The organism is Bacillus sp. BHET2 (assembly GCF_005938125.1).
Taxonomy (GTDB): domain Bacteria; phylum Bacillota; class Bacilli; order Bacillales; family Bacillaceae_B; genus Rossellomorea.
This window is the reverse complement of sequence record NZ_VCQN01000002.1, coordinates 25,290-48,819: the sequence shown is the minus strand read 5'-3', so window position 1 is coordinate 48,819 and position 23,530 is coordinate 25,290. Positions and strand designations below refer to the sequence as shown.

36 protein-coding genes and 1 tRNA gene are annotated in these 23,530 nt (G+C 38.3%); 30 read left to right on the top strand and 7 right to left on the bottom strand.

Translation table 11 applies throughout. The features are described from left to right. Nucleotides 1-612: 612 nt before the first annotated feature. Entirely contained in the window at nucleotides 613-786 is a 174-nt protein-coding gene (locus FGG79_RS09895; protein WP_138777834.1) for a DUF2759 domain-containing protein, read from the bottom strand. Nucleotides 787-991: 205 nt separating this feature from the next. Here FGG79_RS09895 and FGG79_RS09890 point away from each other — a divergent pair, with 205 nt between their 5' ends. After that, nucleotides 992-1,627 carry an MBL fold metallo-hydrolase gene (locus FGG79_RS09890; RefSeq protein ID WP_138777832.1) on the top strand — a complete coding sequence of 212 codons (636 nt, stop codon included), beginning with the start codon at nucleotides 992-994 and terminating at the stop codon, nucleotides 1,625-1,627. A gap of 43 nt (nucleotides 1,628-1,670) precedes the next feature. Here FGG79_RS09890 and FGG79_RS09885 read toward each other — a convergent pair whose 3' ends face one another. Further along, a complete protein-coding gene (locus FGG79_RS09885) occupies nucleotides 1,671-1,916 on the bottom strand; it encodes a DUF2626 domain-containing protein (protein WP_034757675.1) in 246 nt (81 codons plus the stop codon). 409 nt (nucleotides 1,917-2,325) lie between these two features. On the opposite strand from FGG79_RS09885, the gene FGG79_RS09880 reads away from it, so the two are divergent. Then, on the top strand, nucleotides 2,326-2,706 hold the full coding sequence (locus FGG79_RS09880; RefSeq protein ID WP_138777830.1) for a Spx/MgsR family RNA polymerase-binding regulatory protein: 381 nt from the start codon (nucleotides 2,326-2,328) through the stop codon (nucleotides 2,704-2,706). A 325-nt stretch (nucleotides 2,707-3,031) separates the two neighbouring features. Here the strand turns inward: FGG79_RS09880 and FGG79_RS09875 are convergent. After that, nucleotides 3,032-3,103, bottom strand: a tRNA-Gln gene (locus FGG79_RS09875). Nucleotides 3,104-3,185: 82 nt separating this feature from the next. Continuing rightward, nucleotides 3,186-3,824, bottom strand: a complete 639-nt coding sequence (locus tag FGG79_RS09870) for a cupin domain-containing protein (RefSeq protein ID WP_138777828.1) — start codon at nucleotides 3,822-3,824, stop codon at nucleotides 3,186-3,188. A gap of 156 nt (nucleotides 3,825-3,980) precedes the next feature. Here FGG79_RS09870 and FGG79_RS09865 point away from each other — a divergent pair, with 156 nt between their 5' ends. After that, nucleotides 3,981-4,538: an ATPase, T2SS/T4P/T4SS family gene (locus FGG79_RS09865; protein WP_138777826.1), complete on the top strand. Its 558-nt coding sequence runs from the start codon at nucleotides 3,981-3,983 to the stop codon at nucleotides 4,536-4,538. A 3-nt stretch (nucleotides 4,539-4,541) separates the two neighbouring features. Here FGG79_RS09865 and FGG79_RS09860 read toward each other — a convergent pair whose 3' ends face one another. The 3 genes from FGG79_RS09860 to FGG79_RS09850 all read right to left on the bottom strand — a co-directional run bounded on the left by FGG79_RS09860 (nucleotide 4,542) and on the right by FGG79_RS09850 (nucleotide 7,453). After that, nucleotides 4,542-5,951 carry a recombinase family protein gene (locus FGG79_RS09860; RefSeq protein ID WP_138777824.1) on the bottom strand — a complete coding sequence of 470 codons (1,410 nt, stop codon included), beginning with the start codon at nucleotides 5,949-5,951 and terminating at the stop codon, nucleotides 4,542-4,544. Nucleotides 5,952-6,120: 169 nt separating this feature from the next. Next, on the bottom strand, nucleotides 6,121-6,357 hold the full coding sequence (locus tag FGG79_RS22430) for a helix-turn-helix domain-containing protein (protein WP_138777822.1): 237 nt from the start codon (nucleotides 6,355-6,357) through the stop codon (nucleotides 6,121-6,123). Between the two features lie 103 nt (nucleotides 6,358-6,460). After that, nucleotides 6,461-7,453, bottom strand: coding sequence for a helix-turn-helix domain-containing protein (locus FGG79_RS09850; protein WP_138777820.1), 993 nt, complete (start codon nucleotides 7,451-7,453; stop codon nucleotides 6,461-6,463). A 170-nt stretch (nucleotides 7,454-7,623) separates the two neighbouring features. Between FGG79_RS09850 and FGG79_RS09845 the strand changes: the two genes are divergently transcribed. The 27 genes from FGG79_RS09845 to FGG79_RS09745 all read left to right on the top strand — a co-directional run bounded on the left by FGG79_RS09845 (nucleotide 7,624) and on the right by FGG79_RS09745 (nucleotide 23,471). Beyond that, entirely contained in the window at nucleotides 7,624-7,887 is a 264-nt protein-coding gene (locus FGG79_RS09845; RefSeq protein WP_138777818.1) for a helix-turn-helix transcriptional regulator, read from the top strand. A 19-nt stretch (nucleotides 7,888-7,906) separates the two neighbouring features. Then, on the top strand, nucleotides 7,907-8,044 hold the full coding sequence (locus FGG79_RS21765; protein WP_171050883.1) for a hypothetical protein: 138 nt from the start codon (nucleotides 7,907-7,909) through the stop codon (nucleotides 8,042-8,044). Between the two features lie 100 nt (nucleotides 8,045-8,144). Continuing rightward, nucleotides 8,145-8,312, top strand: coding sequence for a hypothetical protein (locus FGG79_RS21760; protein ID WP_171050882.1), 168 nt, complete (start codon nucleotides 8,145-8,147; stop codon nucleotides 8,310-8,312). Nucleotides 8,313-8,516: 204 nt separating this feature from the next. Next, the gene (locus tag FGG79_RS21755; protein ID WP_171050881.1) at nucleotides 8,517-8,687 is read left to right on the top strand and encodes a hypothetical protein; all 171 of its coding nucleotides are present in this window, start codon (nucleotides 8,517-8,519) and stop codon (nucleotides 8,685-8,687) included. Nucleotides 8,688-8,720: 33 nt separating this feature from the next. Then, nucleotides 8,721-8,855: a hypothetical protein gene (locus tag FGG79_RS22275; RefSeq protein WP_276607961.1), complete on the top strand. Its 135-nt coding sequence runs from the start codon at nucleotides 8,721-8,723 to the stop codon at nucleotides 8,853-8,855. Between the two features lie 99 nt (nucleotides 8,856-8,954). Further along, complete coding sequence (locus FGG79_RS09840) at nucleotides 8,955-10,457, top strand: AAA family ATPase (RefSeq protein ID WP_138777816.1); 1,503 nt, start codon at nucleotides 8,955-8,957, stop codon at nucleotides 10,455-10,457. 79 nt (nucleotides 10,458-10,536) lie between these two features. Beyond that, a complete protein-coding gene (locus FGG79_RS09835; protein WP_138777814.1) occupies nucleotides 10,537-10,959 on the top strand; it encodes a hypothetical protein in 423 nt (140 codons plus the stop codon). Between the two features lie 113 nt (nucleotides 10,960-11,072). Beyond that, the gene (locus tag FGG79_RS09830) at nucleotides 11,073-11,978 is read left to right on the top strand and encodes a RecT family recombinase (RefSeq protein ID WP_171050880.1); all 906 of its coding nucleotides are present in this window, start codon (nucleotides 11,073-11,075) and stop codon (nucleotides 11,976-11,978) included. A 6-nt stretch (nucleotides 11,979-11,984) separates the two neighbouring features. After that, nucleotides 11,985-12,149: a hypothetical protein gene (locus FGG79_RS21750; RefSeq protein WP_171050879.1), complete on the top strand. Its 165-nt coding sequence runs from the start codon at nucleotides 11,985-11,987 to the stop codon at nucleotides 12,147-12,149. 249 nt (nucleotides 12,150-12,398) lie between these two features. Beyond that, the gene (locus FGG79_RS09825) at nucleotides 12,399-12,914 is read left to right on the top strand and encodes a DnaD domain-containing protein (RefSeq protein WP_171050878.1); all 516 of its coding nucleotides are present in this window, start codon (nucleotides 12,399-12,401) and stop codon (nucleotides 12,912-12,914) included. After that, on the top strand, nucleotides 12,907-13,287 hold the full coding sequence (locus FGG79_RS09820; protein WP_138777808.1) for a hypothetical protein: 381 nt from the start codon (nucleotides 12,907-12,909) through the stop codon (nucleotides 13,285-13,287). Before FGG79_RS09825 ends, FGG79_RS09820 begins: the two co-directional genes overlap by 8 nt. Then, on the top strand, nucleotides 13,271-14,602 hold the full coding sequence (gene dnaB, locus FGG79_RS09815; protein WP_138777806.1) for a replicative DNA helicase: 1,332 nt from the start codon (nucleotides 13,271-13,273) through the stop codon (nucleotides 14,600-14,602). The genes FGG79_RS09820 and dnaB overlap by 17 nt, the downstream gene beginning before the upstream one ends. Nucleotides 14,603-14,615: 13 nt before the next feature. Continuing rightward, on the top strand, nucleotides 14,616-14,801 hold the full coding sequence (locus FGG79_RS09810) for a Fur-regulated basic protein FbpA (RefSeq protein WP_240794248.1): 186 nt from the start codon (nucleotides 14,616-14,618) through the stop codon (nucleotides 14,799-14,801). Beyond that, nucleotides 14,798-15,367 carry a hypothetical protein gene (locus FGG79_RS09805; RefSeq protein ID WP_138777804.1) on the top strand — a complete coding sequence of 190 codons (570 nt, stop codon included), beginning with the start codon at nucleotides 14,798-14,800 and terminating at the stop codon, nucleotides 15,365-15,367. The genes FGG79_RS09810 and FGG79_RS09805 overlap by 4 nt, the downstream gene beginning before the upstream one ends. Further along, nucleotides 15,364-15,534, top strand: a complete 171-nt coding sequence (locus FGG79_RS21745) for a hypothetical protein (protein WP_171050877.1) — start codon at nucleotides 15,364-15,366, stop codon at nucleotides 15,532-15,534. The genes FGG79_RS09805 and FGG79_RS21745 overlap by 4 nt, the downstream gene beginning before the upstream one ends. Before the next feature lie 13 nt (nucleotides 15,535-15,547). Beyond that, nucleotides 15,548-16,021: a hypothetical protein gene (locus tag FGG79_RS09800; RefSeq protein WP_138777802.1), complete on the top strand. Its 474-nt coding sequence runs from the start codon at nucleotides 15,548-15,550 to the stop codon at nucleotides 16,019-16,021. A gap of 150 nt (nucleotides 16,022-16,171) precedes the next feature. Next, on the top strand, nucleotides 16,172-16,375 hold the full coding sequence (locus FGG79_RS09795; RefSeq protein WP_138777800.1) for a hypothetical protein: 204 nt from the start codon (nucleotides 16,172-16,174) through the stop codon (nucleotides 16,373-16,375). 268 nt (nucleotides 16,376-16,643) lie between these two features. Next, nucleotides 16,644-17,105, top strand: coding sequence for an ArpU family phage packaging/lysis transcriptional regulator (locus tag FGG79_RS09790; protein ID WP_240794247.1), 462 nt, complete (start codon nucleotides 16,644-16,646; stop codon nucleotides 17,103-17,105). A 33-nt stretch (nucleotides 17,106-17,138) separates the two neighbouring features. After that, entirely contained in the window at nucleotides 17,139-17,759 is a 621-nt protein-coding gene (locus tag FGG79_RS09785) for a hypothetical protein (RefSeq protein ID WP_138777796.1), read from the top strand. Between the two features lie 195 nt (nucleotides 17,760-17,954). Continuing rightward, entirely contained in the window at nucleotides 17,955-18,128 is a 174-nt protein-coding gene (locus FGG79_RS21740) for a hypothetical protein (protein ID WP_171050876.1), read from the top strand. A gap of 75 nt (nucleotides 18,129-18,203) precedes the next feature. Beyond that, the gene (locus FGG79_RS09780; RefSeq protein ID WP_138777794.1) at nucleotides 18,204-19,121 is read left to right on the top strand and encodes a Kiwa anti-phage protein KwaB-like domain-containing protein; all 918 of its coding nucleotides are present in this window, start codon (nucleotides 18,204-18,206) and stop codon (nucleotides 19,119-19,121) included. Between the two features lie 635 nt (nucleotides 19,122-19,756). Further along, nucleotides 19,757-20,011: a hypothetical protein gene (locus tag FGG79_RS09770; RefSeq protein WP_138777790.1), complete on the top strand. Its 255-nt coding sequence runs from the start codon at nucleotides 19,757-19,759 to the stop codon at nucleotides 20,009-20,011. A gap of 52 nt (nucleotides 20,012-20,063) precedes the next feature. Next, nucleotides 20,064-20,369, top strand: coding sequence for a hypothetical protein (locus FGG79_RS09765; protein WP_138777788.1), 306 nt, complete (start codon nucleotides 20,064-20,066; stop codon nucleotides 20,367-20,369). Further along, nucleotides 20,369-20,749 (top strand): HNH endonuclease, encoded by a 381-nt coding sequence (locus tag FGG79_RS09760; protein ID WP_138777786.1) that lies wholly within the window; start codon nucleotides 20,369-20,371, stop codon nucleotides 20,747-20,749. The genes FGG79_RS09765 and FGG79_RS09760 overlap by 1 nt, the downstream gene beginning before the upstream one ends. Before the next feature lie 103 nt (nucleotides 20,750-20,852). Further along, complete coding sequence (locus tag FGG79_RS09755) at nucleotides 20,853-21,290, top strand: P27 family phage terminase small subunit (RefSeq protein WP_138777784.1); 438 nt, start codon at nucleotides 20,853-20,855, stop codon at nucleotides 21,288-21,290. Continuing rightward, nucleotides 21,287-23,008, top strand: coding sequence for a terminase large subunit (locus FGG79_RS09750; protein WP_138778827.1), 1,722 nt, complete (start codon nucleotides 21,287-21,289; stop codon nucleotides 23,006-23,008). The genes FGG79_RS09755 and FGG79_RS09750 overlap by 4 nt, the downstream gene beginning before the upstream one ends. Nucleotides 23,009-23,168: 160 nt before the next feature. After that, nucleotides 23,169-23,471: a hypothetical protein gene (locus FGG79_RS09745; RefSeq protein WP_138777782.1), complete on the top strand. Its 303-nt coding sequence runs from the start codon at nucleotides 23,169-23,171 to the stop codon at nucleotides 23,469-23,471. The last annotated feature ends 59 nt before the right edge of the window (nucleotides 23,472-23,530 follow it).

Genomic DNA, 23,530 nt, shown 5'->3' with positions numbered 1-23,530 from the left:
TGAATGATCTTTATAGGAAAGATTACAAGTATGTTTTATAAGGTTCTTTTCGTAATGCTGTTTTCGCGAAGATTGTTGTTCTCTATCATAGGAGCTGCCAAGGCTCTGTCAATGAGTGTGTGCGATAGATGGTGAGGGGAACGGCTTCGCTTTCCGGCGGACGAACGGCCAAGCCTCCTCAGCTCACGCTTCCGGGGTCTCGGCACGCCCGATACCCGCAGGAGTCTCCACCGTTCCCCTCACCATCTAAAAGAGATATCGTGACAGAGCTTACAAGTGAAAAAAACGAATGAAATAGTATCTTACTATTCAAGCTGAAATCAACCACCGCTCGCTACTTCAATAGCAACAAAGTTTATGAAAAGAGCCTTTCTTAAACAACATTAGAAAGAAGTAGTTGGATTTCGCTTCAACCCACTCACTTAGAATCGGCTACATAAAGGGCATTTATCCAAACGGTCATGAATACAAATTTCACAACTATTATAACGTACGTGTTTCAGACGTCCATAAGGTACTTTTTAGTGCCTATCTTTTTTGTATATATCCAAAAAAAGAAATAAGCCTTCCATCGTGAAATGGAAGGCTTATTTCTTTTATTTGATTGTTAAATTAATGACCACCTGGGTAACCAGAGTGAAGGACAGTCATAATTGTAAACCAACCAAAAACACCAAGTGTCGCCAATGAGAAAAGGATTCCCATTGCATTCTTATTTTTGAATGTGCTTACTACTGCAAATAAAGCTAATAATGAAACTAATGCAGTGATAATTACAAGACCCATTTATATGACCCCTTTCATTAAAATGCGTTTTACGCTTGCTGATTATTAACCTATGTACATAAATGCACTCATTAACATTTTATAGGTTTTTCTTCAGTTTGTCGAGGTCAAAAGTTTGACACTTCTATGTCGACCTTAACTTCCATCTTTTTATGACGCTGATAGTTCTGATACAATGGTAGTATCACAAATGGAGGTGGAAGAAGTGCAGTGGAAACAAATGCCCTTGGGCCCTTTACAAACCAACTGCTATATTCTGTGGAACGCAAACAATGAATGCTTAGTCATAGACCCGGGGGGAGAGGGGGATAAACTGATTCAATGGTTAGAGAATCAATCGTTATCTCCGGTTGCCATTCTGCTTACCCATGCTCACTTCGATCATATTGGTGCAGTTGATCATGTAAGGGGAAGCTATAACATCCCGGTATACATACATGAGAAAGAAGCTAATTGGCTATTAGATCCCGCATTGAATGGATCACAGCTTTTCATGATGGCTGAGCCGATCAGGATGAAGCCTGCTGATTACATACTTACAAATGAAAAGAACTTAAATATTGGAGATTTTAAGCTTCAACTATTTGAAACTCCAGGTCATTCACCTGGTAGCATTTCTTATTATGTACAAGAAAGTGGAATCGTATTAGCAGGAGATACTTTATTTATGGGAAGTATCGGGAGATCTGATTTACCTGGTGGGAATCATAAAGAGCTGTTAACGAGTATTCACGAAAAATTGTTGACCTTGCCTGAGATAACAACGGTTCTTCCAGGTCATGGCCCGGAAACCTCAATTGAAGTTGAAATGGATTCAAATCCATTTCTAAATGGGTTTTAACACTAAAAAAATTCCCTTTAGCTAGTAGCTAAAGGGAATTTTTTTAGTGTCCTCCTGCACCAGGAGTCATCATAAAGGTCGTCCAATAAGTAAATCCTGCAAAGAACACTGTTAAGTAAGCACCGAAAACGTATATATACATACGTTCAGACAGTTTTAAATAGCTAAGCATAATGAAGAATCCAGTTTGGCCTAAAAAGATTAATGATGTCGTGGTCATATCACCAAGATAGAACATTACAGCAAAAATACCAGTCCAAAACCCAAGAACTCTAAACATACGATCCATATGTAACCCTCCTTTGCACCCTAAGTCCATCACTCAATATTATAAATGAATACTACCATAAAAGTAAATATCCGTTTGATGTTAGTTTGTGACGATTAGGTGATATCTACACATGGAAATGACATTTATTCATTTTTCTTACATTTTCATTCTTCCACCAAGTGAAGGTTCTCAAACATCATTTTTGCTACTGCAACCCTTTAATATCCCTTTTTACCTCATTCTACGATGTTTATCGTTTTGGGAGAAGGAGTGGAAAATGGCGGAAATGATATAAAAGTTTATTGGATTCAATGTCAAAAAAAAGTTCACAAATTCCCAAGAGATATTTCTGTACATAAGTTATACAAATGGTATACAATATGTTTAATAGATTATAAACAAACAAAAAATTTAGGAGGTCATGAAAGTGAACAATCTGACATTCTTTACTTATCCAAGTTGTACCTCTTGCCGGAAAGCAAAGAAATGGTTAACTGCTCATTCGGTTAATTTTGATGAACGTCACCTATTTAGAGAAACCCCTACTCATAAAGAGCTAATGGAGCTATTATCCCTGACAACAGATGGCCTGGATGAAATCCTGGCGACGAGAAGCCAAACGTTTAAAGATTTGGGGAAAGACGTGAACGATTTACCTCTATCGGAAGTGATCAATCTGATTATTAATGAACCAAAACTTCTACGGAGACCGTTATTAACAGATGGGAAAAAATTGGTAGTTGGCTACAACCCTGAAGGGCTACAGACCTTGGCTAGTAAAAATAGATCATTAAAGATAAGTAGTTAAGAGTATAAATAGTAAGTTGGATTGAAAAAGGCAGGCACTTTTTCAATGGGAGATCCCCCCTTGCGTTTTTAGTTTGTCTAGCTCCAGGGCTTAGAGGCTCGAGGTCATAAGCTAAGGTACCCAAAAAGGCAAAGAACGCCTTTCCGGGTACCTTAGCTTATGCTTGTCGCCTCTGGGCAAAGCCCTTCCGCTTTTCTATTATCCAGCTCCGGCGGCTAGCCCCTCGAGGTCATAAGGTGAAGCTGCCAAAAAGGCAAAAAGCCGCCTTTTCAGCAGCTTCACCTTATGCTTGTCGGGGCTGAGCAAGCCGCCTCCGCTTTTAGTACTGGGCTAGCTGGATTCGAACCAACGCATGTCGCAGTCAAAGTGCGATGCCTTACCGCTTGGCTATAGCCCATTGAGTCGTCTTTACAAATTATAGTATGGTTGTATTTTGATATTCTATTCATTTGTTTTTAAAAAAAGTTCCCACCCGCTTTCTAAATGGATTTTGGAATGCACTGACGATAATAATAAGGATTTGGCTGATATTGATAATAGTATGGGGGATAGGCGAAATGGGATGTTGCCTGCGATACATGCCTTTGAGGATCTAAGCAACTCGGACCGATGTAAGTACTTGGTTTTACTTTTTTTGTAGTTTTGATCCACTCGGTTTCATCCATACAATAATTATAAGCCATGACATTTGAAGGCGTGAATTTTAAGATATCAGAACCTAAAATCACTTCAGGGTTAGGTGCATTAAAAATGGCTAAAAGATGAGTTTGATCTTTCGTTGCTTCCTCATAATGCCACCAGCCTTGGGGAACATTTGCCACCTGCCCTGGTGAAATACGGAAATTCATAATTTCCTTAGTATATGGATTGAGCATGGAAACAACAGCTCCCCCTGAAATGCAATACACCAGTTCAGCTGCATTCTGATGGTAGTGAGGTTCCACAAAACTGTTTTTACTTAAATAAATATCAAGCAAAGAGTTATTATCCAACGTATTCAATTGATTGACACCTAGGATATTAATAAGGTTTTGGTTGTCTTTTTTAAATAGGGGACTTTTATTAACATCAAAAAAATACTGTGCTTCTGGAGAGGTGTAATCCATGTTTTTCGTCATTGTTTTCTTCACCACTTTCGAAAAAGTAAGTTATTAGTCCATTTATTTATATGGGTGAGGAAGGAATATGTGAATGGCTCGATTTAAATACGAGTAACCTAGAATCCTCCTTTTAGGTGGTTCATTTAATCTATCTCTTTAAGCATTTTATGAAAAATGGATAACACTCTAACGAAAAATCCCAACAAAAAGAAGGATTTTGCAAATATATGTCGTATATCTATACTTAAGAAATCAGAAAGGCGGTGTACGTTCATATTTCATTCAGTAGAGTCCCTATCGGAAGTAATGATTGGAGATGCTTTCAGCAATGATGCAACAGATATTCATTTAATCCCGAGAACGAACGATTACCTTATTCAATTCAGGAAGATCGGAGTACTGGTCCCTTTCCAGACCATTGATCTGGATCAGGCAGAACGATTAATTGCCCATTTGAAATTCATGGCCTCCATGGACATCGGAGAAAAAAGAAAGCCCCAAAGCGGTTCCTTCACTCTTACCGTAAGAAACACGCTACTGTCTCTCAGAATTTCCACCTTACCGACCACCCACTTAAAAGAAAGTCTCGTCATTCGCATACTCCCTCAAAAATATCAACTTCCAATCGAAAAAATGTCACTGTATCCTTCATCCGCAAAAAAACTGCTCGCTCTGCTTATGTATTCCCATGGGCTCATTTTGTTCACCGGGCCGACTGGTAACGTGACGTAAATACTAATAAAACAAAACATTAGAAATAACAATTAAATCCTTGCCCTTTAAGTGCTTATCAGGTCTTTTGGGAGGCTGAGGGATTAAATTGAATTCAATCTTTTTCATGAAACGTGAAATGAATTCCTTTTTCTCATCGTTGGTAAGCAAAAAGAAGGTTTGGTTAAAAGTAAATACTATCTCTTGTATTGCCTTTGTGTCTAAAAGCACAGGGGCTTTTATTTTTGCAAGTTGTTGTTTAACAAAGTTGTAAGACTCCATTGTTTCTCTCATACGGTCTTCAAACTCTTCATCGGTTATCAAATCATTGGCCCACGCTTTTTGAAACTTTTCTCTTTTCTTTTCAATTTGTTGTTGCTGCTTAAGGAGGTCATCACGTTCATTGTTTTTGGTAGGTGGTGATTTGATTTCCTCGATTATCACGCCCTTCATGTATTCCTTGAGAGCATCTAACACACGATTCTCACCAATTGAGACCATGTTAAATCCTTTTTTCCCACATACTTGACATCTATAGAGAGCACTTTGATAGGAGGTGCCGTCTTTCTTTTTTCTTAAATATCGATTAACCGAAAGAGGGCGGTCACACTGAGGGCATGCCAGAATCCCTTGAAAAAGATACGTGTTTTTAACCTCACGCCGATGATGGACCGTACGATCTGCAAGAATGTCTTGAAGCTTATTGAACTCGTTTTTAGATATTAATCCTTCGTGAGTATTCTCAAACACATTGTCATTCCAACGTGTTGCTCCATAGATAGCTGGATTTCTGAAAATTCGAAGGACCCCTTGAGCATGCCATCTTCGGTGATCGTAACGAAGGTTCAAATGATCAGCTATCCTTTTTGCTGACATACCTGATTTCAATAAATCAATCATTTCTAATACGATTGGAGATTGTTCATTCTTCACCAGTTTTTCTTCTTCGGATAAATCAAAACCGAATGGTACATTACCAACGCGTTCCCCATCAGATACTTTCTCTTCAAGTGCCATCTTTACACGCTCAGAAAGGTTCTCGCGCTCCCACTGAGCCAGAAGGGCAACCAAACCTATAAACATTCTACCCATCGCATTAGAAGTGTCATAGAGCTCTGTGGCAGATTTGAATGCACACTGATGCTTATCTAAAAAGTCGAGAAGGGTATAAAGGTCCATAACCGATCGAGTGAACCGGTCTAATCTATAAACTAAAATGGTTGCAATTGTTCCTGCCTTCACATGGTCCAGGAGTAATTGTAATTGTGGACGGTCAGTATTCTTTGCTGATACACCTTCATCCACATAAAACTTGTATTCAGTCCACCCCTGGGCGGCACAGTATGCTGTCAGCCTTTCTCTTTGTGCAGCGATCGAATATCCTTCTTTAGCTTGCTCTTGTGTGCTTACTCTTATATAAATTCCTACAGTCAAGATAAAACCTCCCTAGTTTGTGTGAATTGTTACTTTTATGTAAAAAAGCGGTAGATAAAAGGGAAGAGCAAGTTTATAATAAAAATTACGTTCGTATTTGTTGCGAACATGCACTTAACGGTCGGGACGGTGCAATGAAATCTTCCCGTCCTATCCTCTGGCAGACTTATTAGTGGTCTTTTTTCCACTCATACAGATCTTCCATGTAGCACCCAAAAACTGCAGCAATGTTTTTAAGATTTTTCAAATCAGGCCTACTCACTTCTTGCTCATATTTTGAGATATTAGACCGATCAACACCTGATTTGTTTGCTAAGTCACTTTGGGTCATATCGAACTGTAGTCGCCAGTCGCGGATTTTACACCGACCGACCGTATACAACCTTATCACCACCTTACAAAACATAAAATGGGGGATAAACAAATGAAACAGATCTCTAATGATACATTACATAAAATGATTAAATTAATCGCAAAAAGCGAAAACATGAATCAACATAAAGATCTCTCTAAGGTTCAAAAATAACTTTTACTACTTTACCTATAATTCTTGAAGTTTTTTTGAAAGGGATAGGTGCGTATTTTTCGTTTGTAGAAACAAGCCATACTGATCCATCTTCATATTTCTTTACTTTTTTGAGAGTGGCATCTTCGCCATTCACATTGATAACAGCAATTTCCCCGTTTTCCACTTCAGGTTGCATCTTTACTAATACCTTATCTCCAGGATATATTCTGCTTCCTCTCATTGAGTCACCTTTGACGATTAACATAAAATGATCTTTATTAAATTCTCCTGGTACCTCTTCATAATCAATTATATGTTCATCCGCAAATATAGGTTGACCAGCTGCAATATAACCTAAGATAGGCACTCGAACACTTTTATCTGTCTTCTCAACATCGTTCTTTGTATAGTAGTTTTCTTTGCTCTCTGCTTTATATAATGTTTCATTTTGAAGCTGATAAATTGAACTGATATTTACATCTTTCTTTAGTAATAAAAGAAACTCTAATTTTTCTTGAAAAGTTAAATTATTAAATAACTCTTCCCAAAAACTTCTCATTTTCATATTCTCTTCACTAAAAAATTCACTCATGTTTGTATCCATTTGATTAACTTGACTAATAAAAGTTTCTCGAAATTCTTTTAAAACTTCCCCATCATTTGAAATGCCATTAAAAAATTGTTCAAAAGTGTAATTAAAAACTTCTTCTATATCCTCTAATTTCAATAACTCTAAAGCTTCATCGTTAAGATCTTCTGTAATATACCCAGCCATTCTCATTAATTCTGTATATGTAACACCAAGATGTGGAGCTAATTTTTTAATAATTTCTGGAGATGGTTTACCTCTTTTTCCGTTTTCTAATTGAGATAGGTATGCGTTAGAAACACTTGATAAATTTTCAAGTTCTCTAATCTTTAATCCTTTGGTTTGTCTCAATTCCCTTAACATTTCTCCAAATTTCTTTTCATCAAAAACTTCTATACTACTCACTAATTTCTCACCTCACTGAAAACATTATAACGTAATGAATTAACTATTGTTAGCATTATGGACAAAAAATTATAAAATTATGCTTGCATTTGTTAATTAGTGATGGTAAATTGATTACAGAAGCAAGATAACAATTGCAAGCAACAGGTTGAAAGGAGGTTTCCACATCATTGAAAGTTAAATTGAAAGATCCACAGGAGTTAAGAAAATTGATATTGCAGAACGGGCATTCACAAAGATCATTTGCTGAACACATAAAGATTTCTAATCCTTACTTAAACCAGATTGTAAATGAAGAAAGGTTCTGTAGTGGAAAGATTGCTAAACAGATATCAGATGGATTAGGAGTAAATTTTGCAGATATTTTTTTTATAGAAGATGCTTGCAATTGTAATCAAAATGATTCATCAGTTGGGAATTCGATAACTTATTAACATTTGGATGGTGACATAGATGGGGGAAAAGCTTAAAGAAAACGTAACACCACCAAGAATAAGCAAGGAAACGATGAAAGAAATGGCAGCGTTCTTTGCAAGAACTTCAATTCCAAGAATTATTGAGAATATGGAAGCAGAGGATGAAGGCGAGTGATCAAATTCGATAACCTTCCACAAAAGAGCCAGGAAGAAGTTATTAAAGTGTTGTTGTCCCTTGGTGATTTAGAAGTCGTGAATATTGAGGAGGAGGAAAATTGAATAAAGAAATAATCGATCGCATTTCTTACTACACACGCAAAGTAGCTGAGAAGTCTTCAGTGAATCTCGCTGAGAAGCATCCCAAATGGTTCACTTATCGCAATCAAAGGTTAATGGCTTACAAACGACTAATGCATAACCAAATTAATAAAGCAGGTTATTGAGCTGGAAGCAGCTCCTTCTTTTTCGACATCGTGGCGAAATTTGCTGGTGAATGAAGTCGAGTGCTGAAGAAACCAACAATCTATTGAATTAATTAATAGAACGTTAGCTAAAGATGTTGTCGAACCATAAGGTGATTCGTTGATAACTAGTTCAGAAGTATAAGTGGTTCATAACCAAATAAGAAGCAGAGGAGATTGATTAGTATGAACGGCGTGTTTACTGCAAGCAGAATGATGAAAGCCAGTGAGGTCCTTCAGATGTGTAGAGAGGCTAAAAAGGCTCCGGCATTACTTATCGCTGTGGAATTAGAAGCGAAAGAAAAGTTATTCAAGATGTCAATTGATACTGAACGCAAAAACGTTCAATCAGCTTAATCGGTATTTGGAACCTTGAAAGGGGGTGAGCATATGAACGGGTACCTGGACGATCGGGGAGAGGTTATTGAAATCACATGGGAACAATATCAGTTCTTCCTATGGAACGGTTTTCCGAAAGGAGCGGTGATCTTAAAGGCACCGGCAGCTCCTGAAAATGAAAAATGACCCGTGCTGGAACACGGATCATTTAAAAGGTGATTCTATACAGCAACTTTATTTAAATAGTATCGGAATCACCAACCAAAATCAACTGGAGGGTGAAATATGCAAATCGCTTTTAAAACGTTAGCACTGAAAAATTTCAAGAACCATAAACAACTGAACATTAATTTCGGAGATGTAACTAATATCAAAGGTCGTAATGGAGAAGGTAAGTCTTCAATCGGAGATGCAGTATCCTGGGTATTATTTGGAACGGATATCTTAGGTAGCAAGTTAGATCCTCGCCCAATCGATTCAGAGGAAGAAACGGAAACAGAGGCAGAGCTTCTGGTAAACATTGCAGGCAAGGATGTCTTAATCGGTCGAAAACAAAAGAAGACCGCCAAGTATTTTCTTAATGAAGTACCGAAGAAAGCAACAGAGTTCAACGATTACTTAGAGAGTCAATTTGATAAGAATCTATTCCTTTCACAGTTCAATCCAAATTATTTTTTTACTCAACATAAGTTTGATCAAAGAAGTCAATTACTTCAATACGTAAGGGAGCCACTAAACAAAGAAGTGTTGGCCGAACTTTCAAAAGTGGATCGTGAACGCCTGGAGTCGCCTTTGAAGGAATACAAACTTGATGATCTTGAAGATATGCACCGTGAAAAAGCAAAAAGTGCAAAGACTGCATATGAAAGAGCATCAGAACGGGTCATTACCCTGGAAGAACAAGCAAGTAAAAACAATGACGAATCATTCGATAAAGAGGCTGCTCAAAAGGAAATAGAATCCTTGCATAAGCAAAGGGTTGCCATTGATAAAGAAAACGAAATTCGACAAAGAGCCAAAACAGCAAGGAATCGAATGGAAGGCCAGATTGATAATTTGACGGATCAGATCAATCGCCAGAAACAAATTGTCCAAGCCATTAAGGATGAAGAAGTCCTGGATTTATGCATTACATGTCAACAGCCACTGAAAGAAGATTCCATTCAGAAAGTTAAAGAGAACCGGCAGGCGAGGTTCAATAAAGAGGTGACCACCGGGAAGAATCTGGTTCAGAAGGTGAATGATCTAAAAAAATCACTTGCTGAAATGCCAGAGACAGAAGATATCAATCGTGAAGAGCTCAATGAGATTGAAGACAAGCTTATGAAACTTCAGATGGCCGTGAAGCAGGCAGAGCAGGCAGGGAGCTTGGCTGATGACATTGATGTGGCTAAAGAAAAGAAAGAGGCAATCCGCAAAGAGTTAATCAGCTCCAAGGCAATTGTGGATGCAATTAAAGAGTTCAAGTCCAAACGATCGGAATTAATGGTCACTAAAGTGGATGAATTATTCACCACCATTTCCATCAAACTCTTTGAAACTCTTAAGAACGGTGAAGAAAGAGCGACCTTCGAGATTGAAATGGATGGTAAGCCATACAGTAAGCTTTCCACAGCTGAGAAGATTAAAGCCGGATTGGAACTAATTGAGGTGCTGAGCAAACAGTCTGAGGTTATAGCACCGACATTCGTAGATAACGCTGAGTCCATTTTGAACTTCACTGCTCCGGCTGGCCAATTGATTGTCGCTAGAGTCAAAGATGAAGAGTTCAATATCAAGATAGTTTAGGAGGAGCCAGTGTGAATCAACCAGTTAATATCTGCACTAATCAAAATTGTGAACGACCAATTTACAGAGGGGACCAGGTATGGCACCGGGGGAAAGATTTGTTCTGCAATCTCGGTTGCCTGGTCCAACAAATGAAGGAGGAGACGAAGTGAGCCAGCATATAACTAGTACTCATTTGGATTTCTTAGACGAAGCAAGAGAAGCGTTTATGAAAAATGAAATATTAGAAACGTATTGGGATAAAGATACATTTGATCTAATCGCTTTGAGGTTTGGTATGGATAGAGATTGCGTTCTTGTTTATGAACTTGGCGAAGAAATTGCTAATTTTGTTCAACAGATGGAGCCATTGCCAAGACCAAGAAAATCAGTTATGGAATTCGCATATGACATGGAAGCTCAGTTAAAGGCTAATGACCACCGGCCAGGGTGGGATAGGGAACATCATCAAGATCTAACGGGAATGATGATTCAACACTGGAGAACCTTCGGAGAGAGTTAATCAAAGTCGACAAAAATAAATATGAGATTACTAAACTTTGTGCCAATATCGCTAATTACTGCATGATGGTCGCTGATAACGAAGGACAAAAACTATAAAGAGGAGTGATGGAAATGTCTAAAAATCAATTATCCGCAATTAACACCCAAGAATTCGAGAATGTGTTCACCCAAAAGGAATTGGAGGTCGTTGTCAATTCTATTGCCAAGGGAGCCACAAACGAGGAGCTTGCACTGTTCATTCAGATCTGTAAGCAGAACAACCTGAATCCATTCAAAAACCACATCTACTTTATCAAGTACGGCAATCAAATGAGCATCCAGGTATCAGTGGAGGGAATCCAGTATCTTGCTCAACAGCGTGAAGATTACAAAGGGGTAACAGTTCAACTGGTACATGAAAACGATGACTTTGAAATCGGTGTGGATCCTGAGACCCAGGAGTTAAAGATTGAGAAGCATACCATTAAAATCCCTCGAGGGAAAGTGGCCGCTGCATATGCTATTGCCAAACGTGAAGGGTACCCGGATAAAGTGGTCGTCATCGAAGCTGATGAGGTTGAGCACTTACGTACAAAGTCAGGATCGCAATGGAAGACATACTACAACGACATGTTCAAAAAGCACGCTTTGAAACGTGCACTGAAGCTTCAATTCGGTATTGATGTGGATGATGCCACGGGTGCCCAGGAAGACAACGTGGACCCTTACCAGCCGAGAGGAAGAAAGGATATCACTCCTGATTCTTTCGATGAGCCAGGACCCGGGGAAGTGGTCGATGAAGAAGATCAGCTGAAAGAAGCCTGGGATGGAATTAATCAAAAAGTTAAACAATCATCGCTTGATAAAAAGATTGTCACTGATTTGGTTAAAGAGAATTTCAACAAGAAGCCTGCAGATTTGACTCTGAGCCAGGTGACCGGTCTTTCCAAGCTTGTTGACCTAAATATCAATGACGCTAACAAAAAGGCAGAAGCAATCGAAATGGAATTTGACTTTCAAGAAGGTCAGCTGGACTGATAAACAGTGAACGATCAATACAGAGTCCTTCTCCCTAAATGGATATGGGAGAAGGCGACCAGTAAAGAAGAGGCCAAGCAATTCATTATGAACTACATGAAGCACTATCCTCATTACAGAGTGGTTGCGGTTAAAGATGGTTTTGCAATTTGTCAGCGAACGGAACTATAGAGAAAGGGGTGAGATGCCATTTCATTAGGTGGATGGATAAAGGTACATCGAAAATTATTGCAGAGTGATATCTTCCAGAACGAGAAGTTGTTAAAGGTATTCATGTATTGCCTTATGAAGGCATCTCACACCGAATATAAACAATTGGTAGGGATGACATTCATCGATTTAAAACCAGGTCAATTCGTCTTTGGGAGAAGTAAAGCAGCATCAGAATTGAACATGAAAGAGTCCACTGTTTGGAAGTACATGAAGCTACTCGAAAAGTTAGACTCAATTTCACTTAACAGTAACAACAAATTTTCTATTGTAACTGTTGGTAAATGGGGGAATTATCAATCTCATGGTACTGATGAGGAACAACAAAATAACAACAAAATAACATCAAAAGAACAACAAAATAACACAAACAAGAACTTAAAGAATTTAAAGAATTCTAGTAGTAGTGGTAGTAGTCAAAATGATGTGATTGATTTCTACCATCAAAACCTACAAATCGGAGTGACATCTTCACCATATGTTTACCAGCAAATTGAACATTGGATAAACGATCTTGACTCAGATTTGGTTTTGGCAGCCATGAAGTTATCAGCTAAGAAAGAGAAGAAAGGTTTTGATTACACAGAAGGCATCTTAAAGAAGTGGGTTGAAGCTGGAGTACAAACCATAGAAGATGCCAGGAAGTTCGAACAGTCATTTAAAAGTAATGGTCGTAAAGGAAAGAAAAAAAGACCAAGCAAGGAGGATTTCGATTTAAGTGAATAAGGAACATGTTTTTGAAGTGATGACCCTTTTTGAAAACGTGTTTAATAACTTCTACTTCGACCAGGTGAAAATAAATACCTGGCACCGGTTATTAAAGGACAAAGATCCTGAAGTCATCTTGTATAACGCTGATAGACTTGCTCAGGAATCAAAATTTGTTCCAACAGTATCAGAGCTCATTAATTACTCAAAAGAAGAAGTTCCATCAGGTCCGGCAGTCCCATCGGTAGAAGAAACAAATGAAATGCTCAGAGAACGTGACAGGAACCGTAGGAATGCTGCAAGTCCTGAAGTACGGGAAAAGGCACTTGCTGAAATCAGGAAGATACTAAATATCCCAGATGAGGTGAACAACAATGAATCAGCTGGTTGAAGAACCTCAAATCGTAAACGTAGAGGCTGAGCAATCCGTTATCGGATCCATTCTTCTCGAAGGTGACTTGATAAAAGATTGTGTACTACAGTCATATCACTTCCACATCATTGAGAACAAGCGTATCTTCTGGGCCATGAAGAATCTCGATGAAAAAGGAAAGCCAATCGATATAGTGACCCTTGTTGAGCTAGTAGAAAAGAGCATGGATAAAGTCGGTGGAGTTTCATACATGATGAAGCTGGCTGAGTCAGTGCCGACTACTCGAAACTTCAAATTCTATGAATCTCTTGTTCTCGAAAACTGGCGAAAGAGAAAGTCCCTTCAGCTGGCCAACGATTTCAAAAAGCAACTTCTTGAAGAGGATCCGCATGAAGCAATCCAGACAGTGATCAGCGAACTGATGAAGATGGAGGAAGCGGAGTCAGCAGATGATGATGGAGGCATAAGAGAAGAACTTTATCAACTGTATGACCAGCTAAGCACTCAGACAGATGAAATGACTGGTATCCAAACTGGATTCGATGATCTGAATAAGCTCACCGGCGGACTTCAGGAAAGCGACCTTATTATCATAGGTGCCCGACCATCGATGGGGAAGACAGCCTTTGCTCTCAATGTAGCCTACAATGCTGCTGAACAAGGTGACGTCCCATGTATATTCTCCTTGGAGATGCCCAAGAAACAGCTGCTGAAGCGATTGATATCGATTTCCGGAAACATAGACGCACAGAAGATGAAGAACGCAAGTGAAGATTTCACTGATCACGACTGGAAAAAGCTATCACAGGCACTTGGAATACTAAACAACCTTGACTTACAAATCTTCGACAAACCAAGTGTGACAGTGAATTATATTTGGTCAAAGGTCCGAAAGGTGAAACGTGAGAATCCGGGCAAGAAGCTCCTTGTTATGATCGATTACCTGCAACTGATCATGGGGAATGCGAGCTATAAGGGAAACCGACTACAGGAGATAAGTGATATAAGCAGGAGCCTTAAGGCAATGGCGAGAGAGCTAGACGTGAATGTTGTGGCTCTCTCCCAGCTTTCCCGGGGAGTAGAGCAAAGGCAGGATAAGCGTCCGATGATGTCTGATCTGAGGGAATCGGGACAGATCGAGCAGGATGCAGATGTTATAGGTTTCCTCTACCGGGATGAATATTACTACAAGGATTCAGAGCTAAAGGGCATTACAGAATTGATTGTCAGTAAACATCGGAATGGGCCTACTGGAACGGTGAAGCTAGGGTTTATTAAAGAATATGGAAAGTTTATCAATCTCGTTAAACAGGAAGAATTGAATTTTATGTAAAGGGGTGGTGATCTTGATCACTAAGATACCATTTGGCCAATTAAGAAGAGGTCTTGAAATTAAAATGGATTTTTATAAAAGTGAGCTACTTAAGATGGGCTATTTTAAAACACCGGATGGCAGCCAGTTGTATGAGTTGACTCTTACAGAGTTGGAGCAGGTCTATGAAAATGAAAAAGCAAGGAGGAAAGCGTTATGAGATTTGTAGGTATCGATCCATCGACTAAAACAGGATTTGTTGCCTTGGACGAAAGTGGTATGGTCCTTAGAGAAAAGGAATTGACCGGTGTTGGGAGTCAGGATCCCAAAAGGATGATTACCCTGATCAACGAAATCATTGCCCATGTACAGCCAGGTGACATGATCTGCATTGAAGGGTTCCCGTATAGCACCCAGAAGGCAATGTTTGCTGGTGGGTTGCATCATGGGATCCGGAACGAGCTATACAAAAGAAAGCTGACTTATTATGAAGTTGCCCCAAATGCAGTGAAGAAGTATGTAGGGGTAACGGGATGGACTGGTGAGAAAGGAAGCAAGAAACGATTGACAGGCCCTCAGAAAAAGAAAGCTGTTATGCAAGCAGTGATGAATGATTATGGGTACCAGCATAAAAGTGACAATGTAGTTGATGCGTATATTCTAGCTCAAATTGCGGGTGATTTGTTCGTGGTAGAAGAGACTGGTGAATCACGTTTGACTGTCAACAAGGCACAAGTTATTGAGTCAATCATACAAGCCAAAACAGATGTGAAGAGGAATGCATGAGTATAAAATACAAGCCTTTAAAGAAAATCGTGTATAGCATGACAGAGACTACACTGGCCAGAGTCATTGAGAGTCATCAGGATCGTGGTTGGGTTCAATCAAGTGAAATTAAAGAGCATGGCTACGGCTTAGGATGCTTAATGACCTTCACAAAAAATAAACAATAAGGGAGATAGGAATATGAGCAAAACTCAATTAAACGTATTCTTCAAGATGCAGCAGAAGGACGATAAAAAAGAGGTTCTCAAGTTTGAAATCAAAGGCCAGGAAGATGGAGACACGGCAACTACCGAATTGTACGCCCTGGCAGGTAGCATTATCCTTTTCGAAATCGAAGGTTGTGCAGCTGGAGAGACATCAGCTGAATTCATGAACATTCAACGTGACTCCAAAAAGACAACAATGAAGTTTGCTATAAAAGGAGACTCAGAGAAAAAAGCCCAGGAACTATATAAATATGCAGGCCGTAACGTAAACCTATCCATTCAGCCTTCTCAGATGAGCATCGAAGAGTTTTATGAAGGTCCTGAAGGTATTGAGTACCAAGTGGACGGAAACGGCAATGTGGAGGTCTCAAAGGACCAGATGAGTATTGATGATGTTGATAAAGAAGAGAAGGATGAAGATCCATTTGAGGAAAAAGAACTCCATTAATCCATATTCACATATAAAACTCCTGGAACTTCTCAGGGATTGTGTCCTTGGGGTTCCAGGAGCCCTTAAAGAATACGAACATAGGTATGGTAGGAAGTTTTGAATCACAGACTCATTTGTGGCGACACAAAACAAAGGAGGAAGAGAGTTATGAAATTTAAAGTTATTGAAAATGAAATGCCTGAGTTTGAAAAACAATTAAATGAATTTGTTTCTCGAAAAGATATTGAATTGATGTATATTCAATATTCTACGTCAGGACTTGCTCCCGATGAAGAATGCGGTTGGCATACTGCCAATATGCACAATGCTTTAGTCGCTTACAAAGAATTAGTTTTTGATGATATTGAGTAATGAACTATCCGACGATTGAATGAAGGAAATTATTTTCAAGATATGCTTTAATAGTTCTCGGACAAGTATAAAAGGAGTGGGAACATGGAAGAATATCAAATTACTTTAAAATCAATAAAGGATCGTGTAAAAAACGGCCGTATCTCCGTGGAAGAAATAGAATGGTTGATTGCTAAAGTTGAAGAAAACAATAAAAAATAGACCGAGATTTCTCCCGATCCTTAAAATATTGGCTAAGAATATTTTACCATAACGGGAGGGGTCAATGTTGGCTAAACAATTAACCTTTATGCTTCCTGAGATAGACAGAGAGAAGACAAAGGCTGCTGTGGAGTCCGCTTTAGAGAAATATCGCTTATACTTGCTTATGGTTCCAGAAGACAAGTTACCGAAAGTCACGGCCACTTATTCACTCGTTCCTCCGTCTTTTTCGAATGAGTTTCATTCTTCAACTGAACAGGTAGCAATAAAGCGAATTGAACTGGATATCGCCAGAGACAAACATATTGAATGGGTCCTTAGAGGGGTTAATCGTCTTAGTAAGTTAGAAAGGGAGATAATTTATAGACGATACCTGGAGGATGAAGAGGTTTTTGATTATGAAATTTACAATGAAATGGGAATGAGTGAAAGAAGGTATTATCGAGTTAAAGCTAGAACATTTTATAAGTTAGCATTTATTCTTCGGATTGAAGTTTATAAAAATGAAAAGGACATCCGTCAAAACTGATGGATGTTCTTAATGTTGAAAGGTGGAAAAACAGTGGATGAAACAACAAAACAATTAATGGACGTACTGACTAATCAAAATAGTGTATTAAAAGAAACCCTTTTTTGGTCTATCGGTACAATAGTGACTTTAATTACAATATTTTTAACGTTGAATTATTTTGCAAATAGAAATTTTAGAAAAGAAGAAATATCTCGTATTCAATCAGAGATTGAACTTGGATTAAGGAATGAGTTTTTACATAAATTTAAGGAAGAAATAAGTAATGAGATTGAGGGAAAAATAAATCAGGACATAAGAAATAAATCAAGAGATGTAGTAAAACATTTAGAAGAAAGATTAACAGGTAAAGAAGACAAGTTGTTAAGGGAGATAAACTTATTAAGAGCATCTACTTATACACTTGAAGGAGATTTTTATACCGAGAAAAAAAACAACAGTACTGCACTTTCATACTATTTAATGGCTGCTAATCATTTTTTGAATAATGACTATCTGATTAACCTGGGAGGCATTTTAAATAAAATTGAAGATTCATTGAAACAAATAGAAAAACTTGATCATTGGGAAAAAGAAGAGATTCAAAAAGTTTTAAATAAATTACCTGAAAGCTTTAAGGCAAGTAAGGAATCAATTCAAAAGTACATAATATAATAGTCGGCAGATAGTGGGCCGGTATTAGGCAAATAAAAAGCTGAGCATTTCTTCTCAGAGGTGCTAATATGGTATTAACGAAATATTTCAAATAGGGCTCCTTTCAGTCGAAGGGAGCCTTTTTAGTGTCTTAGTATTACCTGAGTACTAAAATCCAAACTGAGCCAATCTGAGAAGAATTTGAGGGTGATTGAAGTGAGGATAGTAGATCATCTGAGCGAAGGTCAACTTGAGAAGTTAAATTACAGCAAGAAGAAAGAGCCTGAGCAAAAGAAAAAAGTTCATCATGAGCATGTAGACTGGGAAGAGATCATGGGAGTTAACCGGGATACGTACCGGAGGAAAGGAGGGGCGATTAGGAGTAGATAATGTCGTTTTTTGACGAATAATAAGGGTTGTACACGAACTCTCTCTATTTGATAATTGTTAGAGGGGAGGGATTTTATGGATATTACACGAGTTATTAATATTATACGTGGATTAGATATTGCTGATCTGGATACAAGACTATATTTCACACGTAAAAGACCCATTGGAAGATATCAATCATACTCACCTACAATACATCCAGAATTGCAAAGAGAGTTTTTGCATTTAGTTACAATGGCAATCGAAGGGGCTCAAGAAACAGAACAACGCCCTTTTAGTCCGATTGGAAGTATTGAAGGGTGTATCGAAACATATCATACTGATGAGGTTGCAAGTTTTTATGAAATTCTTGACAGTATGAATGATGAAGTTGTTAATCGGAGTGAGATACCAACTGAAGAAATAAGCAAATTAACTTTTTATTGCTTAAAAGTATTTACAACTCATGGTGAAATTCTGTTTTTTCGACGAGTTACCAAATTTAACAGGTTGAACAGAGGTGGATTTTTCGGGAGATTTGCAGATGGTGATTTTAGAAAATTAGACGATACACTACTTGGAATTGTACCAGATGTAGACATCGTAATATTTGATGGTGAAATGCTCATTCTTAATCATGTTTCATTAGAAAGAATTTTTTCTATTCAAGATCAATATCACGAAAAAGCAAGCCAAACATTGGATCTTGTTAGACGGGCAAATCGAATCAATAACTTTGATCAATTTTATGAGGATTGTCTCTCAGATGGTAGGGTAACAAGGGCACTAACAAAATTATTAAATGAAGAAGACAGGATGTATCAAGTTTTCGAGAACTTTGAAAACGTAATAAGTGTTATTGACATTTTTGATTTGAACATAGAAGTAGCCGAAGAAAATACTAGGCTTGTTTATGAAGACAAATCTCAACTGTTAGATATTACAAGACTTATGAGAGACTCTTTTTATAGTACAATAATTAATAATAGAAATGGCTTTGATGAAGGAGTTTAAAATAGGAAAGTAAGGTGTTCACGATGACTCCCGTTCTATTTAGAATTGGCCTATACGTTTCATCGTTTTTTCCTTTGTATGTCCTGCTAATAATAAATAACTATAAATACTTCAGTTCGTTGAAGAAGATGAAAAAGCTCTTTTTATTTGAAGACTTTCTTCCTTCAATTTTTATTTGTATACTCATATTTTTAATTTTATTTTCATTTCTTGCGTTAATTGTAATTATGAAAATTAATTTAAATGAAAAACAACAATTTAAAGGGGTTTGCAAAACCGAAGATAATTTATTGAACTATGTAGTAACTTACCTTGTTCCTATATTGTCTATTGATATTACAAAGGCAAATAGTCTGATGGTGAATTTAGGTTTATTCTCCTTGTTAGGCTTTATTTATGTGAAAAACAGTTTGGTCTATTTAAACCCATTATTTTTATTCTTTAGATATAATGTCTTTCGTACTGAAAACAATGAAGTTATTATTTCTAACTATGATATTTATGAGCTTAAGCACTTGGAAAGGGAAAGGATACGTACAAGAGTACTTAGCTACAAGATATATCTAATTAGAAAATAAAATTGTAAAAGGAAATAACATTCTTGTGTAGAAAGTACTATGCAAGGAGGTGAATTTTTGAAGTGCTTAAGCTGCAACATTGTATTTGGTGAATCTGATATTGGAGTCATGGAAGACTGGGATCTCCAACTATGTGATGATTGTGAAGGGGAAGTGTTGAAGAACGAAGCTGGACTATCTGAATGGGACTTTCTAAAGAAACACCTAATCATCTTATCAAAAGGGGATAACTTTCTTACAGCTTTCTCTGCAAATGAAATCATAAAGAAGATGGATTCCATCGAAAGAAAAAAAGAAATAGGTAGGCTTTAAAGCATCTCGTAAATATGAGGTGCTTTTTATTATTTTAAAGGAGCTGAAGGACATGAATGTAGAAATGAGAAAGACGGCACAGGGCACTGAGTATTGGGACACTAAAGAAAAGAAGATCCGTTTTGTACCTGCGGGCAAGGAGCCAGGCTTTGAGGTAACAAAGGAACCTAAGAGTATGTTGCCTGAAAAAGAAGCAAAGCAGAAAGATAATGAAACTGAGATTGACCTGGATTCAATGAATGCTGAGCAGCTCAAAGACTTTGCCAAACAGAATGACATTGAGGTACCAGGCAACATGAAGAAAGAGGAGACCATTCGTGCTCACATCCTTGAATCATTAACTGTTGCTGATGAGTAATGAAGTACTGTGACTTCAATGGATGCGGAAATAAAATAGAACGCGGTTATTACTGTGAAGACCATAAAAGATCCCGGAAATCGGTCCTGAGGAAGCGTAAGAAGAAGGACATCTACCATCATGACAACAAGCAATTCTACAATTCTAGGTCTTGGAAAAACATGAGGTCACTCGTTTATCAAAGAGAACGAGGCTGTTGTCAGAAGTGTGGTCGGTTCATTTTCGGTAGGCAGGCACATGTGCATCATGAGATACCAATCAAAGATGATCCAACATTGAAGCTTGATGAAAACAATTTAAAATTATTATGTCCAAAGTGTCACACGGAAGAAGAGAACAAGGATGACAAAGGAAAAATATTCCCGAGTTATTTTGGATAACCCCCCTACCCAATCTCGATTTTTCTCCATTAGGGAAGATAGGTAGCAAGGGAGTCTATTCTATCGTTAGACAATATTTTGAAAATATAAAGGGGGGTGTAAAATGTCTACAAGAAAACAGCGTGAAAAAATGGTTGCTGAAAAAACAGAGTCGGAGAAACAAAGGATTCTGAAAATCATGAGAGACGCTGAAATTTACACCCTTACACTCGATCCGTTGATTGAATCTTACTTGGATATCTTTGAGGTTTATATGACCATGTACATCCAGTGGAAGGAGAAGGGCTTCCCGGCCACTCAACGTCACACCAACAAAGCCGGGGCCACCAATAACTCCAAGCATCCTCTTGCACAGCAGGTCGAAACATGGGCAGACAAGAAGACAAAAGCATTGGATTTACTCGGGCTTACCAACAAGTCGAAGCCAGGTAAGATTGTAACCGGTGGATCATCAGTCCGAAAAGATGAAGAAATGAAAAAGCCGGAGCCGGTGGAGGATGAATTGTCGGCTCATAGGAAAAAGTGGCGGAATTCAAAATGATTGAACGCGGGATAAATTATGCAGAAATATTTGCACGGAAAGTAAGGAAGAGCCCAAAGAAATATCCGGACACAATCAAGCAGATGGTAGATCGTTATTTTAGGTGGAAGAAGCGAAAAGATCTCTGGTTCGATGTGGATCGTGCCAATGAAATGATGGATTGGGTAGAAACATTTGTCCGTCATACAAAAGGTGATCTAGCCGGCCAGCCTTTCATTTTGGAAGAATGGGAAAAATTCGCTTATTCATGGATATATGGCTGGGTCCATAAGAACGAAAAGGGAAAAGTGGTCCGGGTGACCCGGGAATGTTATATTCAGGTGCCGAAGAAAAACGGTAAAACGTTGATCGCGGTTGGGGGCCTGGGCTATTCCATGTTTGGTGAAGGGGTTTTAAGTGCCGATTGCTACTGTTGTGCAAGTGATTTTAACCAGGCGCAATATGCTGCAAAGCCATTTGCTGCCACGATCATGAACCACGATGCGTTAATGAACGCTTCCCACATATACAAGGGCCCAAAAGGTACCGTTTCATCCGTGACCTATGACTACATTCACGATGGCCTGGCATATTCTAACCAATTCATCGTAATGAGTAAAAATATCGATTCAATTGAGGGTTCCAATCCACACTTTGTGCTGAATGATGAGCTGCACAAGCAGGAGAACATGGATCAATACGACAACTTCAAGTCAGCTCAGGTTGCCCGCGATGAACCGATCATGTTCAATATCAGTACAGCTGGTAAAGGTTCCTCAAGTGTGGGTATGAGGGTCTACCGGGAGGCTAAGGAAGTCCTGAAGAATGACGATAACGATTCAAACTTCGTCATGATTTACGAGCCCAACAAAGGATATGACTGGACTGACCGGAAAGTATGGGCGATGGTCAACCCGAATATCGGTATCTCGGTAACAATGAGCGCACTTGAATCGGAATTCATTACGGCTAACCGGTCAGCCCATAAGAAAGCGGAGTTCCTATCCAAACACTTAAATGTATTTGTAAATGGTGCAGACAACTTCTTCGAGCAGGACCAGGTAGAACATATCCTTGTGGATGACCTCGGGGACCTGCAGGGAGAAACATGTTATCTCGGACTGGACTTATCGAAGACCACTGACTTAACCTGCGTGAACCTGAATTTCCCTACACATGATGAGGAAGGAAGGTCCATCCTTAAGGTCAAACAGATGTATTTCATCCCTAATGCAGACATCGAATCCAGGGAGAAGGAAGACAACGTGCCATATACCGACTTGGTAGAGCGTGGTTTTGTTCAATTCTGTGATGGAAAGATGATTGACCAGGATCAAGTGATGGATTATATCTCCGAATGCATGGATCTGTACGATGTGCAGCAGTTGAATTATGACCCGGCAATGTCTCAGAAGCTTATTGAGAAATGTGAGAACTTGGGACTTGAATGTATTGTGGTCAATCAATATCCAAATGTCATGAATGCCATGATCGATGATGCTGAAAGATTGATTTATGAAAAGAGAATAATGACCGACAATCCATTGTTTATCTACTGTGCTCTTAATCTGGTAGTAGTAACCAATATTAATGGAATGAAGGGTCCTTCAAAGCGACAGTCCAAAAAGAAAATTGATGGATTTGTGGCTTTTTTAGTTGCTCATAAAGAGACAATGATGCTCATGGATGATATTGATCAGGATGGAATGGATGATTTAATAAGTGAAATCTATAGGTGAAACAAATGCGCGTTAAAAATTTTATTGGATTAGACGATAAGACTAATGAGTGTTTGTGGGGGTTAAGGTTAATGCAGAAAATTAGGTGTGGATGGTAACAAGGATTTACTATTTTCCTGATGAACCACAAAAGAAAAGTATTTAGATTGGGTGTGAAGATTTGCTGAATAAGAAATATGCTGGTGGAGGGTTCGCCTTTTTCTTAACGCTGTTATTTGGATTTTTAATCCTTATTAACGGTGGATTTTTATTAATTCCATTCATTATTATAATATCTTTACCATTAGGAACGTACTTGGTGTTCTTTTATAAAAATGAAGGTGATAGCGAGACGGGTATAAAAACAGAGACTGGATACGTAAATTTTGGGAAAAATTATAAAAAAGATGCAGCCATTGGTTGTGCTTTTACATGGGTAATAGGAATAATTGTAATCGTTTGGTTTTTTATTAATATTTTTTAAAGAACATTTGTGTCCTCAATTATTGAGGGCTTTTTTCATGCATTGAAAGGTGGTGAGAC